Genomic DNA, 19,874 nt, shown 5'->3' with positions numbered 1-19,874 from the left:
TTAATAATGACAAACATTCGAATAGCCATACAAAAGAGCGGTCGTCTTAACGAGGATTCACTCAAAATATTGAAGGACTGTGGTATTTCCATAAATAACGGAAAAGACCAATTAAAAGCCTCGGCCAGAAATTTTCCGTTGGAGGTGTTCTACCTTCGAAACGGCGATATACCCCAGTATCTAAGGGATGGTGTGGTGGATATAGCCATTATCGGCGAAAATGTATTGGTGGAAAAAGGAAAGGACATCAGAAAGGCGGAAAAGCTTGGTTTTTCCAAGTGTAGGGTATCCTTGGCCGTTCCCAAAACCTTAAAATACAGTACAATCAAAGACTTTGAAGGGAAACGTATAGCAACATCCTATCCCAATACGGTCAACGAATATCTAAGGGAAAAAGGAATCAAAGCCGATCTGCATATTATTAATGGTTCCGTTGAAATAGCTCCTAATATAGGTTTGGCCGATGCCATTTGTGATATTGTCTCCAGTGGAAGTACCCTGTTCAAGAACAACTTGGAAGAGGTAGAGGTGATTCTGAAGAGCGAGGCGGTGCTGGCCGTTTCGCCAAAAATTTCAGAGGAACGTCAGGAGATTTTAAAGCAGTTGCAGTTTAGGATCCAATCCGTTTTGCAGGCTCGGCAATCCAAGTATATCTTATTGAATGCCCCGAACGATAAACTTGATGCTATTATTGAACTGTTACCGGGCATGCGGAGTCCAACGGTTCTGCCCTTGGCGGAAAAGGGTTGGAGTTCGGTACATACAGTACTCAACCAGGACAAATTTTGGGAAGTGATCCATGAATTGAAACAAGCAGGCGCGGAAGGTATTTTGGTGTGTCCCATAGAAAAAATGGTGCTCTAATGAAACAAACATGAATTTTTTTAATCAAAAACTACACACAGTGGAACGATTAAAATAAATTCATGAGAGAACAAGTGCAACTAGTGCCTGCCTGCCGCAGGCAGGGTTGCATGGATTCTTAAATTTTTATATAGCTTGTTTACAGCATTTAAAAATTTTAAACACATGAAAAAGATATACGATCCAAAGCGAGAAGATTGGAGGCTTATTTTAGAAAGGCCTACCCAAACTATATCCGATATTGAAAATGTAGTGGGTAACATTTTTGAAACAGTAGGGCAAAAGGGAGATGAGGCGATAAAACGATATACCCGGAAATTCGATGGTGCCAATTTAGAAAGTATAGAGGTATCCCCACAAGAAACGGAAGATGCCAAAGATTTGATTTCCCAGGAGTTGAAGGAGGCGATTCGGTTGGCCAAAACTAACATTGAAAAATTTCACCAGGCTCAGAAAACAGACCGGGTCACCGTGGAAACTATGGAAGGGGTGCAGTGTTGGCAGGAAAAACGTCCTATCCAAAAAGTGGGCCTATATATTCCAGGAGGAACGGCACCTTTGTTTTCTACCATATTAATGTTGGCAGTGCCCGCATCTATTGCTGGCTGCAGCGAAATTGTACTTTGTTCTCCACCAAATGAGGAGGGGAAAATACATCCAGCCATTTTGTATACGGCAAACCTATGCGGAGTAACCCAGATTTTTAAGGTAGGGGGTATTCAGGCCATTGCAGGAATGACGTTCGGTACCGAGACCATTCCAAAAGTATACAAGATATTCGGGCCGGGTAACCAATATGTCACCGTTGCCAAACAATTGGCTACCAAATATGGTATTGCCATTGATATGCCCGCAGGCCCCAGCGAATTGTTGGTAGTCGCCGATGAAACGGCCAATGCGGCTTTTGTGGCTTCAGATCTTTTGAGTCAGGCAGAACATGGTACGGATAGTCAGGTTATTCTGGTATCGACTTCAAGAATCATGATTGACAAAGTCGAGAAGGAAATAGAAACGCAATTGGAGGGCCTACCAAGAAAGGAAATCGCCAAGAAGTCCATAGCGAATAGCAGATTGATATATCTAAACGATGATGAAGCAGCTATTGAATTGATCAATGAATATGGACCTGAGCACTTTATAATATGTGTGGACAATGAGGATTTTTATATTAAAAATACAATGAATGCCGGATCGGTCTTTATTGGGAACTATACTCCGGAAAGCGCAGGGGACTATGCTTCGGGTACCAATCATACCTTGCCCACCAATGGCTACGCCAAACAATACAGTGGGGTAAATTTAGATAGCTTCATGAAAAGCATGACCTTTCAAAAAATAACAAAGGAAGGGATTCGGAATATTGGCAATGCCGTTGAGCTTATGGCGGAAGCCGAAGGTCTGGAGGCCCATAAAAATGCTATGACATTGCGTTTACAAAGTATGGATCAAGATTAAGGAGATTCCACCGCAATAGGGAATAAGAATGAAAACGGAATTCAATATAAATGCGTTGGTTCGGGAAAGTGTCAGGGAATTAAAGCCGTATTCCTCTGCTCGGGACGAATATGTGTCCGACGGCTCGGAAATGGTCTTTTTGGATGCCAATGAGAACCCTTTTAATAATGGGGTCAACCGGTATCCCGATCCACAACAAAGGAACCTCAAGGCGCTTTTGGCAGAACAGAGGGGAGTAGCTATGGAAAATTTGCTTTTGGGCAATGGCAGCGATGAGGTCTTGGACTTGATTTTTAGGGCCTTTTGCGAACCTAAAATAGATAATATCATCTCTTTGCCACCTACCTATGGCATGTACAAGGTCTTGGCCGATGTAAATGATATTGAGAATAGGGAAGTCTTATTGACTCCTGGTTTTGAACCTGATGTAGATGGAATTCTAAAAAATATAGATGAAAATACGAAGCTACTATTTCTTTGCTCGCCCAATAATCCCACAGGGAATCGTTTTTCCGAAAAACGAATAGCAAATCTTTTGAATAGTTTCAACGGCCTTGTGGTCATAGATGAAGCCTATATTGATTTTTCGGAGGTAGAAAGTTGGATAGTCCGATTGCGAGATTATCCCAATCTTATCGTAACACACACCCTATCCAAAGCGTATGGCATGGCAGGGATCCGTTTGGGTATTTGTTGTGCGTCCCCTGAAATTATTGCCGTATTGAATAAAATAAAGCCTCCTTACAATGTAAATGAACTGACCCAGCAAAGAGCTTTACAACAGGTGTTGAATAACGAAGCCGTAGAGGAGGAAGTACGAAGTATTTTAAAGGAAAGGCAAGAATTGACGAAAGTGTTGCCCGAGTTCGATTTTGTCCTCAAGATATATCCTACGGACGCCAATTTTATTTTGGTAAAAGTGGACGATGCCAATAAAAGATACAGCCAGCTATTGGATAAGGGAATCGTGGTACGAAACCGAAGTACCCAACCACTTTGTGAAAATACATTGCGATTGACCGTTGGGACTCAAGAAGAAAATGGGAAATTGATAGAGGCCTTTAACAGCCTAAATTAAATACAATATGAACGTGGACAATACAAATAATCCTGTTCCCACAGATAAGAAACGTAAAGTACTTTTTATCGATCGCGACGGTACCCTGATCCAGGAGCCGGCAGATGAACAAATCGATAGCTTCGGCAAATTGGAATTCTATCCAAAGGCCATGGGCTACCTGGGAAGGATTGCCAAGGAATTGGATTACGAACTGGTGATGATTACCAATCAGGATGGGTTGGGTACCGATATTTTTCCGGAAGATACCTTTTGGCCGGTACATGATTTTATTCTAAAGTCCTTTGAAAATGAAGGGGTAGTCTTTGACGAAGTTTTTATTGATAAAACATTCCCGGAGGATAACGCGGAAACACGAAAACCAAAAACAGGATTGTTGACCAAGTATTTCTCGGCGTATTACGATTTGGAAAACTCTTTTGTAATAGGGGATAGGCTTACGGATATGGAATTGGCCAAAAATTTAGGTTCCAGGGGAATTTTTATCAACAACCATACACAATTGGGTACTTCGGAAGTTAGTACGAATACCCAGGAACTGGAGAAGTATATCGTCTTGGATACCAATGATTGGGAAGAAATTTATGGATTTCTGAAGCTAAGGGACAGAACAGCTGAAATCCACAGAAAGACCAATGAAACAGATATTCATATTGTCCTCAATTTGGATGGTACGGGACAAGGAACAATCTCCACTGGATTGGCCTTCTTTGACCATATGCTGGATCAATTGGCCAGACACGGACAAATGGATCTGGATATTAGCGTAAACGGGGACTTGGAAGTAGATGAGCATCATACCATAGAAGATACGGGCATTGCCTTGGGTGAAGTGTTCTATCAGGCCTTGGGAGCCAAGTTAGGGATAGAAAGATATGGTTTTTGTTTACCTATGGACGATTGCCTGGCCCAAGTGGCCATAGATTTCGGAGGTCGTAATTGGTTGGTTTGGGAAGCGGATTTCCGAAGGGAAAAAGTTGGGGACATGCCCACGGAAATGTTCCACCATTTTTTCAAATCCTTTACCGATGGGGCCAAGGCCAATTTGAACATACAGGCAGAAGGTACTAACGAACACCATAAGATAGAAGCTATTTTTAAGGCGTTTGCCAAATCCATAAAAATGGCGATTAAACGGGATAAGGAAAAAATGGTTCTTCCCTCTACAAAAGGAATGTTATGAAGATTGTGATTATTGATTACGGTGCGGGAAATATTCAAAGTATCCGTTTCGCCATTCAAAGACTGGGATACGAAGCCAGTCTTAGTAACGATCCGGAAGAAATCAAAACTGCGGATAAGGTGATATTTCCCGGTGTTGGCGAGGCCAGTAGTGCCATGAAAAAATTACGGGCCAGTGGATTGGATAATCTAATACCCAATCTAAAACAACCGGTATTGGGCATTTGCCTAGGCATGCAGCTTATGTGCAATTCATCCGAGGAAGGAAATACCGAAGGGCTCGGAATATTTGATGTGGACGTGGTTCGGTTTTCGAACCAGGTGAAGGTACCCCAAATAGGTTGGAATGAAATAGCCAATTTAAAATCGGATTTGTTCCATGGCATAGGAGAAAGGGAATACATCTATTTGGTCCATAGCTACTATGCCCCGGTTTGTGAAGACACCATTGCGGTTTCGGAATATGAACTGAATTATAGTGCGGCTTTGGGAAGGGGCAATTTTTATGGTACACAGTTCCATCCTGAGAAAAGTAGTAATGGAGGGGAAAGGATATTGCAAAACTTTCTTGAGATGTAATGGAAGGAGGCTTTTACATAGCAACGGAAAGGGAAAAAATGGATATCCCCTTCATCCATAACTATTTATCCAAAAATTCCTATTGGGCAAAGGGTAGGACCGTGGAATTGGTTCTAACGTCAATAGAGAACTCCTTGTGCTTTGGGGTTTTCAACAAGAGGAATCAACAAGTGGCCTTTGCGCGCTTGGTAACGGATTATGTGGTTTTTGCGTGGCTAATGGATGTTTTTGTCCATTCGGAATACGAGGGACAAGGTATCGGCAAAATGTTGGTAGGACATATTGTCCAACTTCCAGAGTTACGGAATGTCAACGGAATTGGGCTACGCACCAACGACGCCCATGGGTTTTATGAAAAGTTCGGTTTTGAAAGGATATCCGAACCACAAACTTGGATGCTAAGAAAGAAAACTAAAGGAGGAGAGTGAAACTAGAAATACAAAAGGAGAAAAGCGAGATTTGAATAAAAGAACCCAAAAATTTGTTTTGTTTCTAATTTCGTATTTCCCATTTTAGTTATGAGAATTATTCCGGCCATAGATATTATTGAAGGGAAATGTGTTCGGCTATCGAAAGGCGATTACAACACCAAGAAGATTTACAATGAAAACCCTCTTGAGGTGGCCAAGGCGTTCGAGGCCCACGGTATCCGATATTTACATTTGGTGGATTTGGACGGTGCCAAGTCCAAACACATTGTCAATCACAAGGTGCTATATCAAATTGCGTCCAAAACGAATTTGGAAATAGATTTTGGAGGAGGGCTCAAAACGGATGAGGACGTAAGGGTAGCTTTTGAAAACGGGGCCAAACAAATAACTGGAGGTAGTATTGCCGTAAAGGAGAAATTGATTTTTTTGGGATGGTTGGAAAAGTTCGGAGCGGAAAAAATCATCTTGGGTGCTGATGCTCAAAACGAAAAAATCGCCGTTTCCGGATGGCAGGAGGAGTCGGATTTGGATTTGGTTCCTTTTATAAAGTCGTATCAAGAAAAGGGAATTACCTATGTGATATGTACGGACATTGGCAAGGATGGCATGTTGGAAGGACCCTCATTCGATTTATACAAAAAGATTCTTTCACATACCAAACGGACCAAAACACAGATTACTATGAGTGGGGTAGAGGATGTTGAAGTGCCTGGCATACATCTTATCGCATCCGGGGGTGTTTCGCAGTTTGAAGAGTTGCCCCAACTAAAGGAAATCGGTTGTGAAGGTGTTATAATCGGTAAGGCCATTTATGAAAATCGGATCAGCTTAAAACAGTTGGAATCCTTAAATATATAGGTATGAAAGACAAGGTGTCGCAATTGGCGGAGGAATTTATAGTCCAATCCATATATAGAATGGACGAAAGTACCAGGATGATCCATATATGTATGGAACAATTATCCGAGGAAGAAATTTGGACAAGGCATAACGAATCTTCCAATAGTATTGGTAACCAGATTTTACATCTGTGTGGAAATATAACCCAGTATGCCATAGCGGCCCTGGGCCAGAAAGCCGATTCCAGGGAACGCAACAAAGAGTTTGAGACACGTTCCGGCTATTCAAAATCCCAATTGGTACGGATGCTTGAGGATACTGTGGAAAAGGCGAAAAGAGCCATCAATGGGTCTACTGTGGAAAATTTAATGCGAAAACGCAACGTCCAAGGTTTTTATTTTTCAGGGATGGGTATTGTTATCCATGTTGTAGAGCATTATTCGTATCATGTGGGCCAGATTGCACAATGGACCAAGATGTTGAAAAATAGGGATTTGGGTTTTTACGATGGAATAGATCTGAATGTAAAGAACAAATAATAATCTAGGGAAGTTGGAGGTAGGAAGTACGAAGTACAAAGTGAGAAATTGAAGTTGGTCAATCTAATTATAGGATACAAAAGATGCAAGATTTAAAGTCTTTGTATTTTATCCCTTTGACCTCAAACTTAATCATATGCTGACAAAAAGAATTATCCCCTGTTTGGATATAAAGGATGGCCGCACAGTAAAAGGCATAAATTTTTTGGATTTGCGTGATGCAGGAGACCCTGTGGAACTTGCCAAATTCTATGCCGAGGAAGGCGCGGATGAATTGGTGTTCCTGGACATTTCGGCCACCGAGGAAAAACGCAAGACCTTGGCGGAATTGGTCTATCATGTCGCCGAAAAAGTGAACATTCCATTTACTGTCGGTGGTGGTATCTCCTCGGTAGAAGATGTCGACATCCTACTTAAAAATGGAGCCGATAAGGTCTCGATCAATTCGTCTGCAGTAAAAAATCCGCAATTGATTAATGACTTGGTAGCGAAATTTGGTTCACAATGTATTGTTGTGGCCATTGATGCAAAACAGCTAAATGGAGAATGGAAAGTACACTTGGTCGGTGGAAAAGTGCCTACAGAGGTAGAATTATTTTCATGGGCCAAGGAAGTAGAAGAGCGGGGCGCGGGGGAAATCCTATTTACTTCAATGGATCATGACGGTACTAAAAACGGGTTTGCAGATGAGGCTTTGGCCAGAATGTCCAAGGAAAGAAATATCCCTGTAATCGCTTCGGGAGGTGCAGGAAATATGCAACATTTCACAGATACCTTTGTAGACGGCAAGGCCGATGCCGCTTTGGCCGCCAGTGTTTTTCATTTTAAGGAGATGAGAATACGGGATTTAAAAAAAGAGCTTAGGAAATCCGGGATTCCAGTAAGGCTTTAATATGTATCACCAAGATAGGAACAAATGGATATAGATTTCAATAAAAACGAAGATGGCCTGGTACCTGTAATTATTCAGGACGCAGTTACTAAAAAAGTCCTGATGTTAGGTTATATGAACCAAGAAGCGTTTAATAAGACCAGGGAGACGGGAAAGGTAACCTTTTTTAGTAGATCCAAACAGCGATTATGGACCAAAGGGGAGGAAAGTGGCAATTTCCTGCATTTGGAGGATATCAAGAACGATTGTGACAAGGATACTTTGCTGATTACCGTAAACCCCGTTGGGCCAACTTGCCATACCGGGAGCGATACGTGTTGGGGGGAGGAGAATACTTCCAGTTTCGGGTTCCTTTCGGAATTGGAAAGGATCATAGAACAACGAAGGACTTCCGCTACCGGCGAAACGTCCTATGTTGCCTCGTTGTTTGAAAAAGGAATGAACAAGATTGCCCAGAAAGTGGGTGAAGAAGCGATAGAGACCGTTATTGAGGCCAAGGACAATAATGATGAACTTTTTCTGAACGAAAGTGCGGATCTATTGTTCCATTATCTGATTTTGCTTCAAGCCAAAGGCTTTACCTTAAAGGATGTTGAGAAAATACTAAGGGACAGACATTGAATTCCCTTTATTTCGGAACAAATATGGGCATCTGTGCGACGCCCATATTTATCAAAAACAACAGTCAAACTACTAAAAAATCAGTCTGTTTTAATTATTTCGGAAGCGCCGGATAACCTTCTAATATTCACACTGGCATCTCCCCTGTACCTTAGGGTACTTGCACCGGAAGCCTCTATATCTATGGATTCCGTTACCGTTAAATAGGCATCGCTGGCACCGCTTAGCTCAATATCCAATTCCTCGATCGTTAGGTCATAATCCTTAAGGTCACTACTACCCGAAAGACGTGCCCTTAACGATTCGGTATTTCCAAATAGATCAATATTGGAAGCACCCGATGCCCTGATATCCAGATCGGTAAGATCCATTTCACCGGAGAAGGAAGATGCCCCTGAAACTTCCAAATCCACGTCCCTGGTAATCAATGGACTCTCCAAGGTAACGTTAGAAGCTCCCGAAATATCAAAATCGGAAATCTCCCTTGTGGTTATAAACACGTTCAAAGTTACATTTCCTCTCAATTTGGTATGTTTCTTTAACCTGATCCGTAAAGTATTCCTTTCTTTTTGGACAATAATGCGGTCTTGAATATTATCATTGGCCTCGACCTCTATTCTTTCCTCTACATCGGAGAACTTTACATAAACGTTGAAGGCACTGGATACCCGTAGACGCGAGTAATCCGACAAACCATAACCGACTGTTGAAATCCTATCGGAGGCCCGTATCGTTTCATAATCACAGGAAACCATTTGCAGACTTAAAACGATAAGAGCGGCAAATACAAGTACGCTTTTCATTTTGATAAATTTTCTGATTGATTTTCAAGATTGTTTTTCAGCTCCATGACCGGAATCCATTGAAAGTTTACCGGAAACCATTGCTCATTGTTCTTCAAATGGATAGCGTGCGATGTATTTCCTTTTTTTAGGTATACTTGATTGTTTTCCGAAAAAACATGCTGGGTTTCAATTGCTTCGTGGCATACTGCGCAAAGACCGGTAAACGTATTATTTTTCATATTATATATTTTTTTTATAACGGTTCCTACCCATATTAAAAACACCTATTTTAACCCCTATTCCGGCTGAAAAACCATTGATTCGCGATACAGGACTGAAATCAAGGTCTATCTTGTTGGAAAAACGATATTTTACACCGGCTTCAAGTTGTAGATATCGGGAAACATTGAATAACATACTTACCCCGGGTTCCAGTACAAAAATGGCATCCACATCATCCTCGGTAAGCTCATAATCCCCATCATCGAAATTATCATCCACATAACCAACGGCACCCGCACCTATCAATATGGGAAAGGAAAGGTTTATGGTAGATTTGCTAAAAAATATGGGTTCCAAATGTAAGCCGCCATAGGCCCCGATCAAGTCCTGGTCCCTATCCAGGTCACTATTAAAAACATCCTGCACAGAGTAGAAAAAAGTTCCCGAGAAGCCTACCTCAAATTGTTGATTGGCTACATAGGCAACTTTGAGACCGCCCTGATAGGTTGGCTCGCCATCAATTTCACCAAACTGGGCGTTTAGTCCCAAGTATACGCCGTGGACCACATTTTTTCGATCGTTGAATTCAAGGTAATCCTCATCTTCCTGCTCGTCTTCCTGAGCGTAGGCAAACCCTGTAAAAAGTAGAATTAGAAGTAGGGAAAATAATTTTTGATGTATCATGCTTTATTGTTTTTTGATTGTCTAATTCAAAAGACAACGTAGTTAGGAAAAGGTTGCATATTTTCTATAATTTTTTTTTGACCGAAGTTTTTTGGCCAACCGTACCACCTATTCAAGGTTAGTTCCAAACAGGTAGAAAATGTTACAGGGCTAGAATTCCTTTAAAAGTATGACCCCCTTTATGCCGGTAATGGAAATCTCACCTGCCAAGCCTTTGCCGTAAGTGGCCGTTATTTCGCGAATCCTTTGTCCCTTGTTCAGCATCTTGGTCTCTACGTTCTTAAAGGATTTGGGAAGCCGCAAAAGGCCTTCTTCCAAGGTGGCGTCAAATCTAAACGAGAAGTCGGAGACCGTAAGGCTTACTTCAGAAGATTCCTGATCGATAACTAGAGTCGCATCAGGACTACGCACGTTGGACACCCTGAAATCCGCAATTTTCATGGTGAGGTTGATCAGGTCTTCAATAGTATTCAGTTGCATATTGGTGAATCTTAAATCCCCGTTTACGGCACCTACTTCCCCTATGGTTATTTCGTCCTTACTGGAGTAGATTTCCAGAGAGGATACCCGATCTATTTCTATATCGGTACCGCTACTATTGATCCGTAAGTCTTTGGATTCTTCTATGTCCACACTTCCATTTTTTACGCGGATATTCCCATAGTTAATGGTTTTGGTCCTTAGTTTTCCATATCTCAAGATTACATCTGCATTGTTGATATCCTCATTGACCCAAACATCGCCATGCTCAACGGTAGCTTTCAGTTTTCCTGACCAATCTCCGATGATTACATCCCCAAATTTGTTGGTAATATCCAGTTCCGCATTTTCCGGTAATTGTATTGTATAGTCTATTTGCACATTGCTTCTATCGAAATCAAAAGGGTTTGCCTTATTGAAATATCGGGCGAAAAAACCAGTGTTTTTCTCTGCGATTTCGGAAGTAACCGTTATAAAATCCTCGATTTCCCGAATATTGAGCGAAATACGGTCCAAAAGATTCTTTGCATTTTCCAGTTTCCTGTGCGTTACCGTGATATCTACCGTAATGGAGACATTGTCCCTATCCCATCCGGTAATGGTTACATCGCCGTACTTGTTCTCCAGATACAACTCCCCGGAATTGGTCATTTCATAGGTTTCCCTAAGCTGTTTCGACACCTCCTCTTGGGCTTGGGTATAATGGCCATATAGTACGAGGGCCATTAAAACAAACAGTTTTTTATAAAATGTATCCATCATAATCTTCATTTGTTATTTTGGAATCATTGATTTGATGCAACAGATTCTCAATAAGTTCAATTCTTTTTTTGTAGTTGGCAATAATAGCTTCTAGAATACGCTCATTGTCCAGGTTTTTTTTCATTTCCAATTTTAGGAGTTCATATTCCTCGTCCAACTCATCCATGAATAAGAGAAACTCCTCCTTGTCCCCATCGGATAGTTTAGGGTGATCCTTAACCAACTGGACCTGATACGAAACCAAGCTCTTATAATGCATATCGATATCCAATAGTTCCTGGGAAACGATAGTTTCTTGTATATTGGAATCGTTCATCAGGGACACGCCTATAATCCCCGTAATCCCTAGAAGTAAAACGATACTCGCCGCAACACGTAGTAATGGAGATCGCCACAAAGGCACGACTTTTGGCTCTGAATCCTCCAGTTCCGAGGCAATATTGGCCCAAAGTTTTGCCTTATCCGCTTTATGTTCATCGAACAACGCCTTATTTTCCCTAATGTGCTTTTCAAAATTGTCCATTATAAGGTGTTTATGATTTCAACTAATTTTTTCTTTGCCCTATGGTATTGAGATTTAGATGTGGATGTTGAGATGTCCAATATCTCTCCAATCTCTAAATGATCATAACCTTCAATAAGGTAAAGGCTTATAATCTGCTTATATCCGGTTGGAAGTTTTTCCAATCCCATCTTTACTTTTTTAATATCGATTGCCTCTACATTTTCCTCAACATCCTCCTTTAAATAAAACTCATGGTCCTCAATAGGCGTAATGGGAATCTTTTTTAATTTTAAATGGTTGATACTTTTATTTACCACGATTCTTTTTAACCAGGATCCGAACGTACTTTCATATTTGAAGCTCCCAAGATTCCTAAAGGCATCCACAAAACTTTCCTGTACAATATCTTCGGCATCCTCCTTTATTCCCAACATACGCATGCCAATGTTATACATGGCATCCACATAGAGCTCGTATAACCGGTACTGCGAGTTTCTATCACCAGACTTGCTACGTTCAACAAGCTCCTTATGGGTAAAGCGAATATTGGTCTCCAATTAAATTGAAATGGTCGTTTAACTTCCTAAAACTAGGCCTACTACACTGCTAAAGACAGATGGATATTTCAAGGGTTGCATCGATTGAAATAATTTTACCAAAAGTAAAGCATTTCCACAATGGAACTTGGCACTTAAAATGCTTCCTGTAAATGCATGTGATGAAGGTTCCAATCCAAATCGATATCCTATAAGTTTAGGCTCTTCTACCAAAGTCCCATACCCTTTTAAGGAATCTCATCTTCTCCCTTGATGTCAGAGGACATTTGGGATTTTTGATGGTTTTTTTAAATAAAACATTGGTTATCAAATACTTAAATGTAGATTTTATTCTATGTGAGTTTGTTAAAATATTGCCAAAAAGGAAGAATTTTTGAAGGCACATGCAACCCTGGATTTTTTAAGCTGTCAATAGAGCGTAAGAATTTTAAACCCAAAAACATTTGAACATGTTCATCAATTCGAAGTCAAAAAATCTCCCGAAAAAAAGTATCAAGACCTTCCTCATCTTCCTGGGCATACTTATGGTCAATGCCTTCGTTTTCAGTCAGGATGGCTATACCATAAATGGTATAATTACCGATAAGGCCAACGGAGAAACCTTATTCGGTGCCTCCGTATTTTTAAAGGACACCAACATAGGCGTGGTAACCAATGAATACGGTTTTTATTCCATAACGGCCCCAAAAGGAAACTATGTTTTAACAATATCCTATATGGGCTATTTGGAAATAAATCAAGAAATACAATTGAACGAAAACCAAAAATTGGATTTCGAAGTTGAAGAGTACACGACCCGATTGGATGAGATTGTCGTAACCGCCGAGGAGTCGGAACGCATAAGTCTCAAAAAACCCGAAATGAGTATTGCCAAGCTCAATATTAAAACGGTAAAGCAAATGCCCGTGGTTTTAGGTGAGGTCGATGTCCTAAAATCGATTCAACTATTGCCGGGTGTCACGAATAATGGGGAAGGATCCAGTGGATTTAATGTAAGGGGCGGGGCCGTTGACCAAAACCTGGTATTGTTGGATGAGGCCATTATTTATAACACTTCCCACTTGTTGGGTTTCTTTTCCGTATTCAACGCGGATGCCATAAAGGACATGAAATTATATAAAGGGGGAATCCCCGCCCGTTTTGGGGGAAGGGTCTCCTCGGTCTTGGATATTCGACAAAAGGATGGGAACAGCAAAAACTTTTTCCTTACCGGAGGAATCGGGGCAATTTCAAGTAGATTGGCAGCCGAGGGTCCCATGTTCAAGGACAAGGGCTCCTTTTTGGTCGCGGGAAGAGGCTCCTATGCCCATCTTTTGTTAAAGGCGGCCGGTGAAAAGAACAGTGCCTACTTTTATGACCTAAACCTTAAGACCAATTACAACCTAAACCAGAACAATAGACTCTTTCTTTCGGGGTACTTTGGGAGGGATGCTTTTGATTTTGGGGATAGCTTTGATAGCAGCTACGGAAATTTATCCGGAAACCTGCGTTGGAACCATATTTTTAATGATCGTCTCTTTTCCAACCTTTCCCTTATCTATAGCAAATACGATTATGATCTTGGGATAAAGATCGAGGAGTTTGAATGGATTTCTTCCATCAATAACTACAACCTAAAGTATGACCTTGCTTATTACGTAAACGACAGGTTTAAATTGGACTTCGGGGCAAGCAGTATATATTACGATTTTGACCCCGGTCAGGTACGGCCCACTTCGGAAACATCGGCCATAAACCCACTGTCGCTCGACCGGAAGAAAGCCCTTGAAAGTGCAGCCTATATCGATGCGGAACACAAGCTTACGGATAAGTTGACCGCACAATACGGATTGCGTTATAGTGTCTTTAACCGTTTGGGCGGGCAGGCCATGGTAGATTATGCCAACGATCAGCCTGTAGTCTATAACAGCACCCTGGGTATTTACCAGCGCGGTACGGAAATCGGAGAAACGGACTTTGGAAAGGGTGAGACCATAAAAAGCTTTGGCAATTTGGAACCCCGAGTGTCCCTCGCATACCAATTAAATGATGTCTCCTCGGTAAAGGCGGGATATTCTAGGGTTGCCCAATACATTCATTTGTTGTCCAATACCACTACGGTAACCCCATTGGACGTTTGGACGCCAAGTGGACAATTCATCGAACCGCAATTGTCCGACCAATATGCCTTGGGTTACTTTAGAAATTTTCTGGACAAGACCTTTTCACTGGAAGTGGAAGCGTATTATAAGACAACTTCCAATCGAATCGATTATATCGATGGGTCGGATCTTATAGGCAACAATACGATTGAGACCGAAATCCTTAATGGGGAATCCCGCGCCTATGGTCTGGAATTCTTGGTACGAAAGACCGAAGGTAGGTTGACCGGGTGGCTGGCCTATACCTTGTCAAAATCGGAGCAAAGGACACCGGGAGGTAATGCAGGAGGGCCGGGAATAAATGACGGCAAATGGTACTATACCCCCTTTGATCGTACACATGACCTTTCCTTGACCGGTGCGTACCGATTAAACGACAAGTGGAGCTTTGGAACCAATCTGGTATTCCAAACTGGAAGACCTGTTACCTATCCCAATGGCCAGTATGAGTATGAGGGCCTATCCATTGCCAGTTATTCGGATAGGAACTCGGATCGTTTGCCGGCTTATCATAGATTGGATGTCTCGGCAACCTATATTCCCAATAGACGGCCAGAAAAACGGTGGAAAGGGGAATGGGTCTTTAGTATCTATAACCTGTACAATCGTAAAAATGCCGCTGCAATCTCATTTGGACAAAATATAGAGACAGGGGCCAATCAGGCCACCCGAGTTGCAATTTTTGGAATGGTACCCTCAGTAACCTATAACTTTAAATTTTAATTAAAATGAAGACTCTTTTTAAAACCGCAATATTGTTTCTGACCCTAACCTTTATATCCTGTGAAGATGTAATAGATGTGGACGTACAGACCGCTCCCTCAAGATTAACCGTTGAGGCCTCCCTGGACTGGGAAAAGGGAACCACTGGAAATGAACAGACCATTAAGTTGAGGATGTCCACCGCTTTTTTTGATACCACAACAAACACCGCTGTAACCGGTGCTTCAGTAAAGGTCACCAATGATTCCAATGGTACCGAGTTTATTTTTGCGGATGAGGGCAACGGGGAGTATCGTACGAGTTCGTTTGTTCCTATAATCAATCAATCCTACACCCTGGAAATACAATATGATGGGGAAACCTATAGCGCCACCGAGACCTTGATGTCAGTGACGGACATCACCGAAATCAACCAATCCCGCGAGGATGGTTTTGACGATGAGGCACTGGAGGTTAATATTTTCTTTACGGATCCCGAGGAGGAGGACAACTATTATCTCTTTAGGTTTCAGGAACGGGGGGATTTGCTGCCGGATTTTGAGGATTTGGACGATGAGTTTGTAAATGGAAACGAAATCCCTTGGTATTATGAAAAAGACGATGACGACGATACCGAGGAGTTTGTCCCCGGTGATATAATCGATATTGCCCTTTACGGAATTTCGGAAGATTACTACAATTACATCCGTATCCTTATTGAACAATCCGGAGGTGTAGACCTTTTTGCCACCATTCCCGTAGACCTGAGGGGAAATTGTATAAATCTGACCGATCCGGATAATTACGCCCATGGTTATTTTCGGTTGACACAAGTGGTAAGGGCCAGTTATGAATTTGAATAACTGAAAATCTTTGTTGCTGATTTTTGGGTTTCCAAGGGCCGTCTAAGGAAGTTGCCTTTGTAGAAGAGGTAGGTTCAATTTAGGCGGCTTTTTACCACCATACCACAAAGAACTTGTCAATTTGGCCGTCGGGTTTTTTCATCCAGATCATAGGAGCATTTTCCTTGAGCATTCTAAGGTTTACTTCCATCAGGACTTCGAGGTGGGACACCCAGGGGACATCAGTATGAGGTACAACCGCCCATTCCGATTTAAAAGGAATATAATAGGTATTGGATCGAAATTCTTTGGTATTGAAATCATCAAAGCGAAGCCAGTAGCCAAGAATACAATCCACATTCAATGGTCTAATAGGCACCTTTGTATTTTCAAAAGGAGTGAACAATTGGGCCTTAAAGCATGCCTGATGTTCAATTTTAGTAGAATCGATGGCCTTACCGGACAAAGCTTTTATTCCTTCATGAGAATGCAACAAGGGGAATTGTTCTTCCTTAATTTTTTCCATTTTGGTAAAGAACATATCCCTTCTATTGGGGCCCATTAAACGATGTATGGGTTCGGATATTTTTGGGTCGATGATGTAGAATTTATAGGTGAGCTCTACATGAATCAATTTTTGGGTTTGAACTTCCTTCAGGATAAAATCGATTTCACCGATGGTGCGGTTGCCCTCTTTAATGGGTAAACCATGTAACAAGATTTCATAGGTATCCGAATGGGTAATGCACTGTTGAAACACATGTTCCATCTGATGGCCCAATCGAATTCCTTGGGGAATGGGCCGCGTTGAAAAACGGTTCAAATCGATTTTGGGGAAGTTAAATTGGCGTATGCCGAATTGCGAATTCCTCCAAAGAGGAGGGGTGTTCAGAAAACCATGAAATTGTTTTTTAATCATCTTTACTGGGAAAAAATACCGATAGTACTATTTAATATGGATGATTTCCTTAGGTTTGAACGTATAAAGTTAAGTTTTCTTTAAAACCGGATTTGATTCTGCCAAATGTGTTAATTTTATATAATGGCTATGATGACAAGAAAAGGTTTTCGCTTTGTTCCCTACGAAGCTCCGGAACAGACTCCCTTTGAAAAACTCTTTGATATTTTCCAGGAACTTATTACGCATACCTCAGGTGATTTTGACGAGGCAATCGACTGGTTGCGTGAATTGGATAAGGAGTATGAACTTACCGATGAGAACTATACCATTGACGATTTTATCGAGGACCTAAAAGCGAAAGGATATATCCGCGAGGAGTTTGAAGAAGGGGATGGGCAGTCCGATGCAGGTGAAAATGGGGAAGATGGGGAAGATGGCGATGGAAATGGGACTATCTCCATTACTGCAAAAATGGAACGGATAATTCGCCAAAGAGCCCTAGATCAAATCTTTGGCAAACTTAAAAGAAGGGGTGCTGGCAATCATAAAACAGGTTCTTCCGGTCGGGGGGACGAACACACCGGCGATTTTAGGGAATACCGTTATGGCGATGCCTTGGAACATATCTCAATGACCGAGAGCCTAAAAAATGCCCAGATAAACCATGGTATCGGAAACTTTTCATTGAGCGAGGAAGATTTGGTTGTGGAGGATACCCACTACAAGGCCCAAATGAGTACGGTACTGATGATCGATATTAGCCATAGTATGATCTTGTACGGCGAAGATCGCATTACACCCGCTAAAAAGGTCGCTATGGCCTTGGCTGAACTGATTACGACAAGATATCCCAAGGACACCTTGGACATTTTGGTCTTTGGAAACGATGCGTGGCCTATTCCCATAAAAGATCTGCCCTATTTAAAGGTTGGACCGTATCATACGAATACGGTGGCCGGTCTACAATTGGCTATGGACATGCTCCGGAGAAAGCGGAATACCAATAAACAGATTTTTATGATTACCGATGGTAAGCCCAGTTGTTTGCGATTGCCGGATGGTACATATTACAAAAATAGTGTCGGTTTGGATGATTACATTGTGGAAAAATGCTACAATATGGCCAGGCAGGCTAGAAAACTACATATTCCCATTACTACGTTTATGATTGCCCAAGATCCCTACCTTATGCGATTTATCCGTCATTTTACGGAAGCGAACAAGGGGAAGGCCTTTTTCACGGGATTAAAGGGATTGGGCGAAATGATTTTTGAGGATTATGAATCGAACCGACGCAAAAGACTAAAAGGATAAAAGCAGAAAAAATCTATGACATTGAAATATACGGAGATTACCACACTTGGCGAGCTAAAAAAGGCAGGGTATCAAGGAAAAAGTATTAAGGATGAACTGCGTGACAATTTGCGTGAAAAAATCAAGGCAGGGGAGGAGACGTTTACCGGGGTATGGGGTTATGAGAACTCGGTAATCCCCGAATTGGAAAGGGCCATCCTCTCCCGACATAATATCAACTTGCTGGGATTACGGGGGCAGGCCAAGACACGGTTGGCTAGACTTATGGTAAACCTTTTGGATGAATGGATACCCATAGTGCAAGGCTCTGAAATCAATGACGATCCGTTTAAACCGATATCCCGTTCGGCAAAACGACTCATTGAAGAACATGGGGATGCAACCCCTATTTCATGGTTGCATAGGGATGATCGGTTTTATGAAAAGTTGGCGACCCCGGATGTAACCGTAGCGGATTTGATCGGGGATGTAGACCCTATTAAGGCGGCCAATTTAAAGTTGTCCTATGCCGATGACCGTGTCATCCATTTTGGGATGATCCCAAGGGCCAACCGATCCATTTTTGTAATCAACGAACTACCCGATCTACAGGCCAGAATCCAGGTATCACTTTTTAACATCCTTCAAGAAGGCGATATCCAGATACGGGGCTTTAAATTACGATTGCCCCTGGATATCCAATTTGTGTTTACGGCGAATCCCGAGGACTATACCAATAGAGGAAGCATTGTAACCCCCTTAAAGGACAGAATCGGCTCCCAAATATTGACACATTACCCGGAAGACATAGAAACGGCGCGAAAAATTACGGAGCAGGAGTCCAATTTGGACGCCCGGCAAACAAATCTGGTATATGTGCCGGATTTGGCCAAGGATTTGTTGGAACAGATCAGTTTTGAGGCCCGGAACAGTGAGTATGTAGATTTTAAAAGTGGGGTAAGTGCCAGGGCCAGTATTACCGCTTTCGAAAATTTATTGAGTACGGCGGAACGGAGGGCCTTACTGTCCGGTGCGGATAATACCAGTGTTCGGCTAAGTGATTTCTTAGGGGTTATTCCTTCCATTACCGGAAAAATAGAACTGGTATACGAGGGGGAACAGGAAGGAGCGGATGCCGTTGCCGAAATACTTATTGATGATGCGGTGAAATCGGTATTCCCGGAATACTTTCCAAAAATCAATAAATTGGAACGAAAGAACGAAGAGACCCCTTATGATGACCTGGCACATTGGTTTTTTGAGGGTGAAGGTTTTGAGCTTTTGGACGATTATACGGATGAAGAGTATAAACGGGCCTTGGATAGTATACCCGCGCTGAATCAATTGATCAAGGAATACCAGCCGGATTTCCCCAAGAAAGATGTCCATTTTCTTAAAGAGCTGTTGTTGTGGGGACTGGTCGCTCACAAAAAATTGAGCAAACATCGGTTTACCGAAGGGTATCAGTTTAAGGATCTTTATGGAAGTTTTATCAGTGGTCTTTAATGACGCCGCCTGC

The 19,874-nt window shown here is 41.9% G+C and carries 21 protein-coding genes; 14 read left to right on the top strand and 7 right to left on the bottom strand.

The genetic code is table 11. From position 1 onward, the window contains the following. The first annotated feature begins 6 nt into the window (after window positions 1–6). The 10 genes from hisG (at window position 7) to hisIE (ending at window position 8,481) form a co-directional block, all read left to right on the top strand. Window positions 7–864 carry an ATP phosphoribosyltransferase gene (hisG, locus tag ACO06Y_RS17485; RefSeq protein ID WP_422080300.1) on the top strand — a complete coding sequence of 286 codons (858 nt, stop codon included), beginning with the start codon at window positions 7–9 and terminating at the stop codon, window positions 862–864. Between the two features lie 165 nt (window positions 865–1,029). Next, window positions 1,030–2,319, top strand: a complete 1,290-nt coding sequence (gene hisD / locus ACO06Y_RS17480) for a histidinol dehydrogenase (RefSeq protein WP_422080299.1) — start codon at window positions 1,030–1,032, stop codon at window positions 2,317–2,319. A gap of 28 nt (window positions 2,320–2,347) precedes the next feature. Continuing rightward, the gene (hisC, locus tag ACO06Y_RS17475) at window positions 2,348–3,397 is read left to right on the top strand and encodes a histidinol-phosphate transaminase (protein WP_422080298.1); all 1,050 of its coding nucleotides are present in this window, start codon (window positions 2,348–2,350) and stop codon (window positions 3,395–3,397) included. Window positions 3,398–3,404: 7 nt separating this feature from the next. After that, window positions 3,405–4,580, top strand: coding sequence for a bifunctional histidinol-phosphatase/imidazoleglycerol-phosphate dehydratase HisB (gene hisB / locus ACO06Y_RS17470; RefSeq protein ID WP_422080297.1), 1,176 nt, complete (start codon window positions 3,405–3,407; stop codon window positions 4,578–4,580). Beyond that, entirely contained in the window at window positions 4,577–5,158 is a 582-nt protein-coding gene (gene hisH / locus ACO06Y_RS17465) for an imidazole glycerol phosphate synthase subunit HisH (protein WP_422080296.1), read from the top strand. The genes hisB and hisH overlap by 4 nt, the downstream gene beginning before the upstream one ends. Beyond that, window positions 5,158–5,586 (top strand): GNAT family N-acetyltransferase, encoded by a 429-nt coding sequence (locus tag ACO06Y_RS17460; protein ID WP_422080295.1) that lies wholly within the window; start codon window positions 5,158–5,160, stop codon window positions 5,584–5,586. Before hisH ends, ACO06Y_RS17460 begins: the two co-directional genes overlap by 1 nt. 90 nt (window positions 5,587–5,676) lie before the next feature. Beyond that, complete coding sequence (locus ACO06Y_RS17455; RefSeq protein WP_422080294.1) at window positions 5,677–6,447, top strand: HisA/HisF-related TIM barrel protein; 771 nt, start codon at window positions 5,677–5,679, stop codon at window positions 6,445–6,447. Between the two features lie 2 nt (window positions 6,448–6,449). Then, complete coding sequence (locus ACO06Y_RS17450; RefSeq protein ID WP_422080293.1) at window positions 6,450–6,968, top strand: DinB family protein; 519 nt, start codon at window positions 6,450–6,452, stop codon at window positions 6,966–6,968. A gap of 136 nt (window positions 6,969–7,104) precedes the next feature. Further along, window positions 7,105–7,860: an imidazole glycerol phosphate synthase subunit HisF gene (hisF, locus tag ACO06Y_RS17445; RefSeq protein WP_422080292.1), complete on the top strand. Its 756-nt coding sequence runs from the start codon at window positions 7,105–7,107 to the stop codon at window positions 7,858–7,860. Between the two features lie 24 nt (window positions 7,861–7,884). Beyond that, complete coding sequence (gene hisIE, locus ACO06Y_RS17440) at window positions 7,885–8,481, top strand: bifunctional phosphoribosyl-AMP cyclohydrolase/phosphoribosyl-ATP diphosphatase HisIE (RefSeq protein WP_422080291.1); 597 nt, start codon at window positions 7,885–7,887, stop codon at window positions 8,479–8,481. Between the two features lie 80 nt (window positions 8,482–8,561). Here the strand turns inward: hisIE and ACO06Y_RS17435 are convergent, their stop codons facing one another. From ACO06Y_RS17435 to ACO06Y_RS17410, 6 genes are all read right to left on the bottom strand, one after another. Then, window positions 8,562–9,284, bottom strand: a complete 723-nt coding sequence (locus tag ACO06Y_RS17435) for a head GIN domain-containing protein (protein WP_422080290.1) — start codon at window positions 9,282–9,284, stop codon at window positions 8,562–8,564. Then, entirely contained in the window at window positions 9,281–9,505 is a 225-nt protein-coding gene (locus tag ACO06Y_RS17430) for a hypothetical protein (RefSeq protein WP_422080289.1), read from the bottom strand. Before ACO06Y_RS17430 ends, ACO06Y_RS17435 begins: the two co-directional genes overlap by 4 nt. A 1-nt stretch (window position 9,506) precedes the next feature. After that, the gene (locus ACO06Y_RS17425; protein WP_422080288.1) at window positions 9,507–10,172 is read right to left on the bottom strand and encodes a hypothetical protein; all 666 of its coding nucleotides are present in this window, start codon (window positions 10,170–10,172) and stop codon (window positions 9,507–9,509) included. Window positions 10,173–10,322: 150 nt separating this feature from the next. Next, entirely contained in the window at window positions 10,323–11,414 is a 1,092-nt protein-coding gene (locus ACO06Y_RS17420; protein WP_422080287.1) for a hypothetical protein, read from the bottom strand. Beyond that, complete coding sequence (locus ACO06Y_RS17415) at window positions 11,395–11,937, bottom strand: hypothetical protein (protein ID WP_422080286.1); 543 nt, start codon at window positions 11,935–11,937, stop codon at window positions 11,395–11,397. Before ACO06Y_RS17415 ends, ACO06Y_RS17420 begins: the two co-directional genes overlap by 20 nt. Then, the gene (locus tag ACO06Y_RS17410; protein WP_422080285.1) at window positions 11,937–12,476 is read right to left on the bottom strand and encodes an RNA polymerase sigma factor; all 540 of its coding nucleotides are present in this window, start codon (window positions 12,474–12,476) and stop codon (window positions 11,937–11,939) included. Before ACO06Y_RS17410 ends, ACO06Y_RS17415 begins: the two co-directional genes overlap by 1 nt. A 449-nt stretch (window positions 12,477–12,925) precedes the next feature. Between ACO06Y_RS17410 and ACO06Y_RS17405 the strand changes: the two genes are divergently transcribed. Next, window positions 12,926–15,340, top strand: coding sequence for a TonB-dependent receptor (locus ACO06Y_RS17405; RefSeq protein ID WP_422080284.1), 2,415 nt, complete (start codon window positions 12,926–12,928; stop codon window positions 15,338–15,340). Window positions 15,341–15,345: 5 nt separating this feature from the next. Continuing rightward, window positions 15,346–16,182 carry a DUF4249 domain-containing protein gene (locus tag ACO06Y_RS17400; RefSeq protein ID WP_422080283.1) on the top strand — a complete coding sequence of 279 codons (837 nt, stop codon included), beginning with the start codon at window positions 15,346–15,348 and terminating at the stop codon, window positions 16,180–16,182. A gap of 91 nt (window positions 16,183–16,273) precedes the next feature. On the opposite strand, the gene ACO06Y_RS17395 is transcribed toward ACO06Y_RS17400, so the two are convergent. Next, a complete protein-coding gene (locus tag ACO06Y_RS17395; RefSeq protein ID WP_422080282.1) occupies window positions 16,274–17,080 on the bottom strand; it encodes a DUF1853 family protein in 807 nt (268 codons plus the stop codon). 123 nt (window positions 17,081–17,203) lie between these two features. On the opposite strand from ACO06Y_RS17395, the gene ACO06Y_RS17390 reads away from it, so the two are divergent. Together ACO06Y_RS17390 and ACO06Y_RS17385 are read left to right on the top strand one after the other, a co-directional pair. After that, window positions 17,204–18,376, top strand: a complete 1,173-nt coding sequence (locus tag ACO06Y_RS17390) for a vWA domain-containing protein (protein ID WP_422080281.1) — start codon at window positions 17,204–17,206, stop codon at window positions 18,374–18,376. A gap of 15 nt (window positions 18,377–18,391) precedes the next feature. Then, window positions 18,392–19,861 (top strand): magnesium chelatase, encoded by a 1,470-nt coding sequence (locus ACO06Y_RS17385; protein WP_422080280.1) that lies wholly within the window; start codon window positions 18,392–18,394, stop codon window positions 19,859–19,861. Window positions 19,862–19,874 lie beyond the last annotated feature (13 nt).

The sequence above is a fragment of the Ulvibacterium sp. genome, assembly GCF_965228935.1.
GTDB lineage: Bacteria > Bacteroidota > Bacteroidia > Flavobacteriales > Flavobacteriaceae > Ulvibacterium.
The sequence above is the reverse complement of the archived record's forward strand: the minus strand, read 5'-3'. Positions and strand labels throughout refer to the sequence as shown.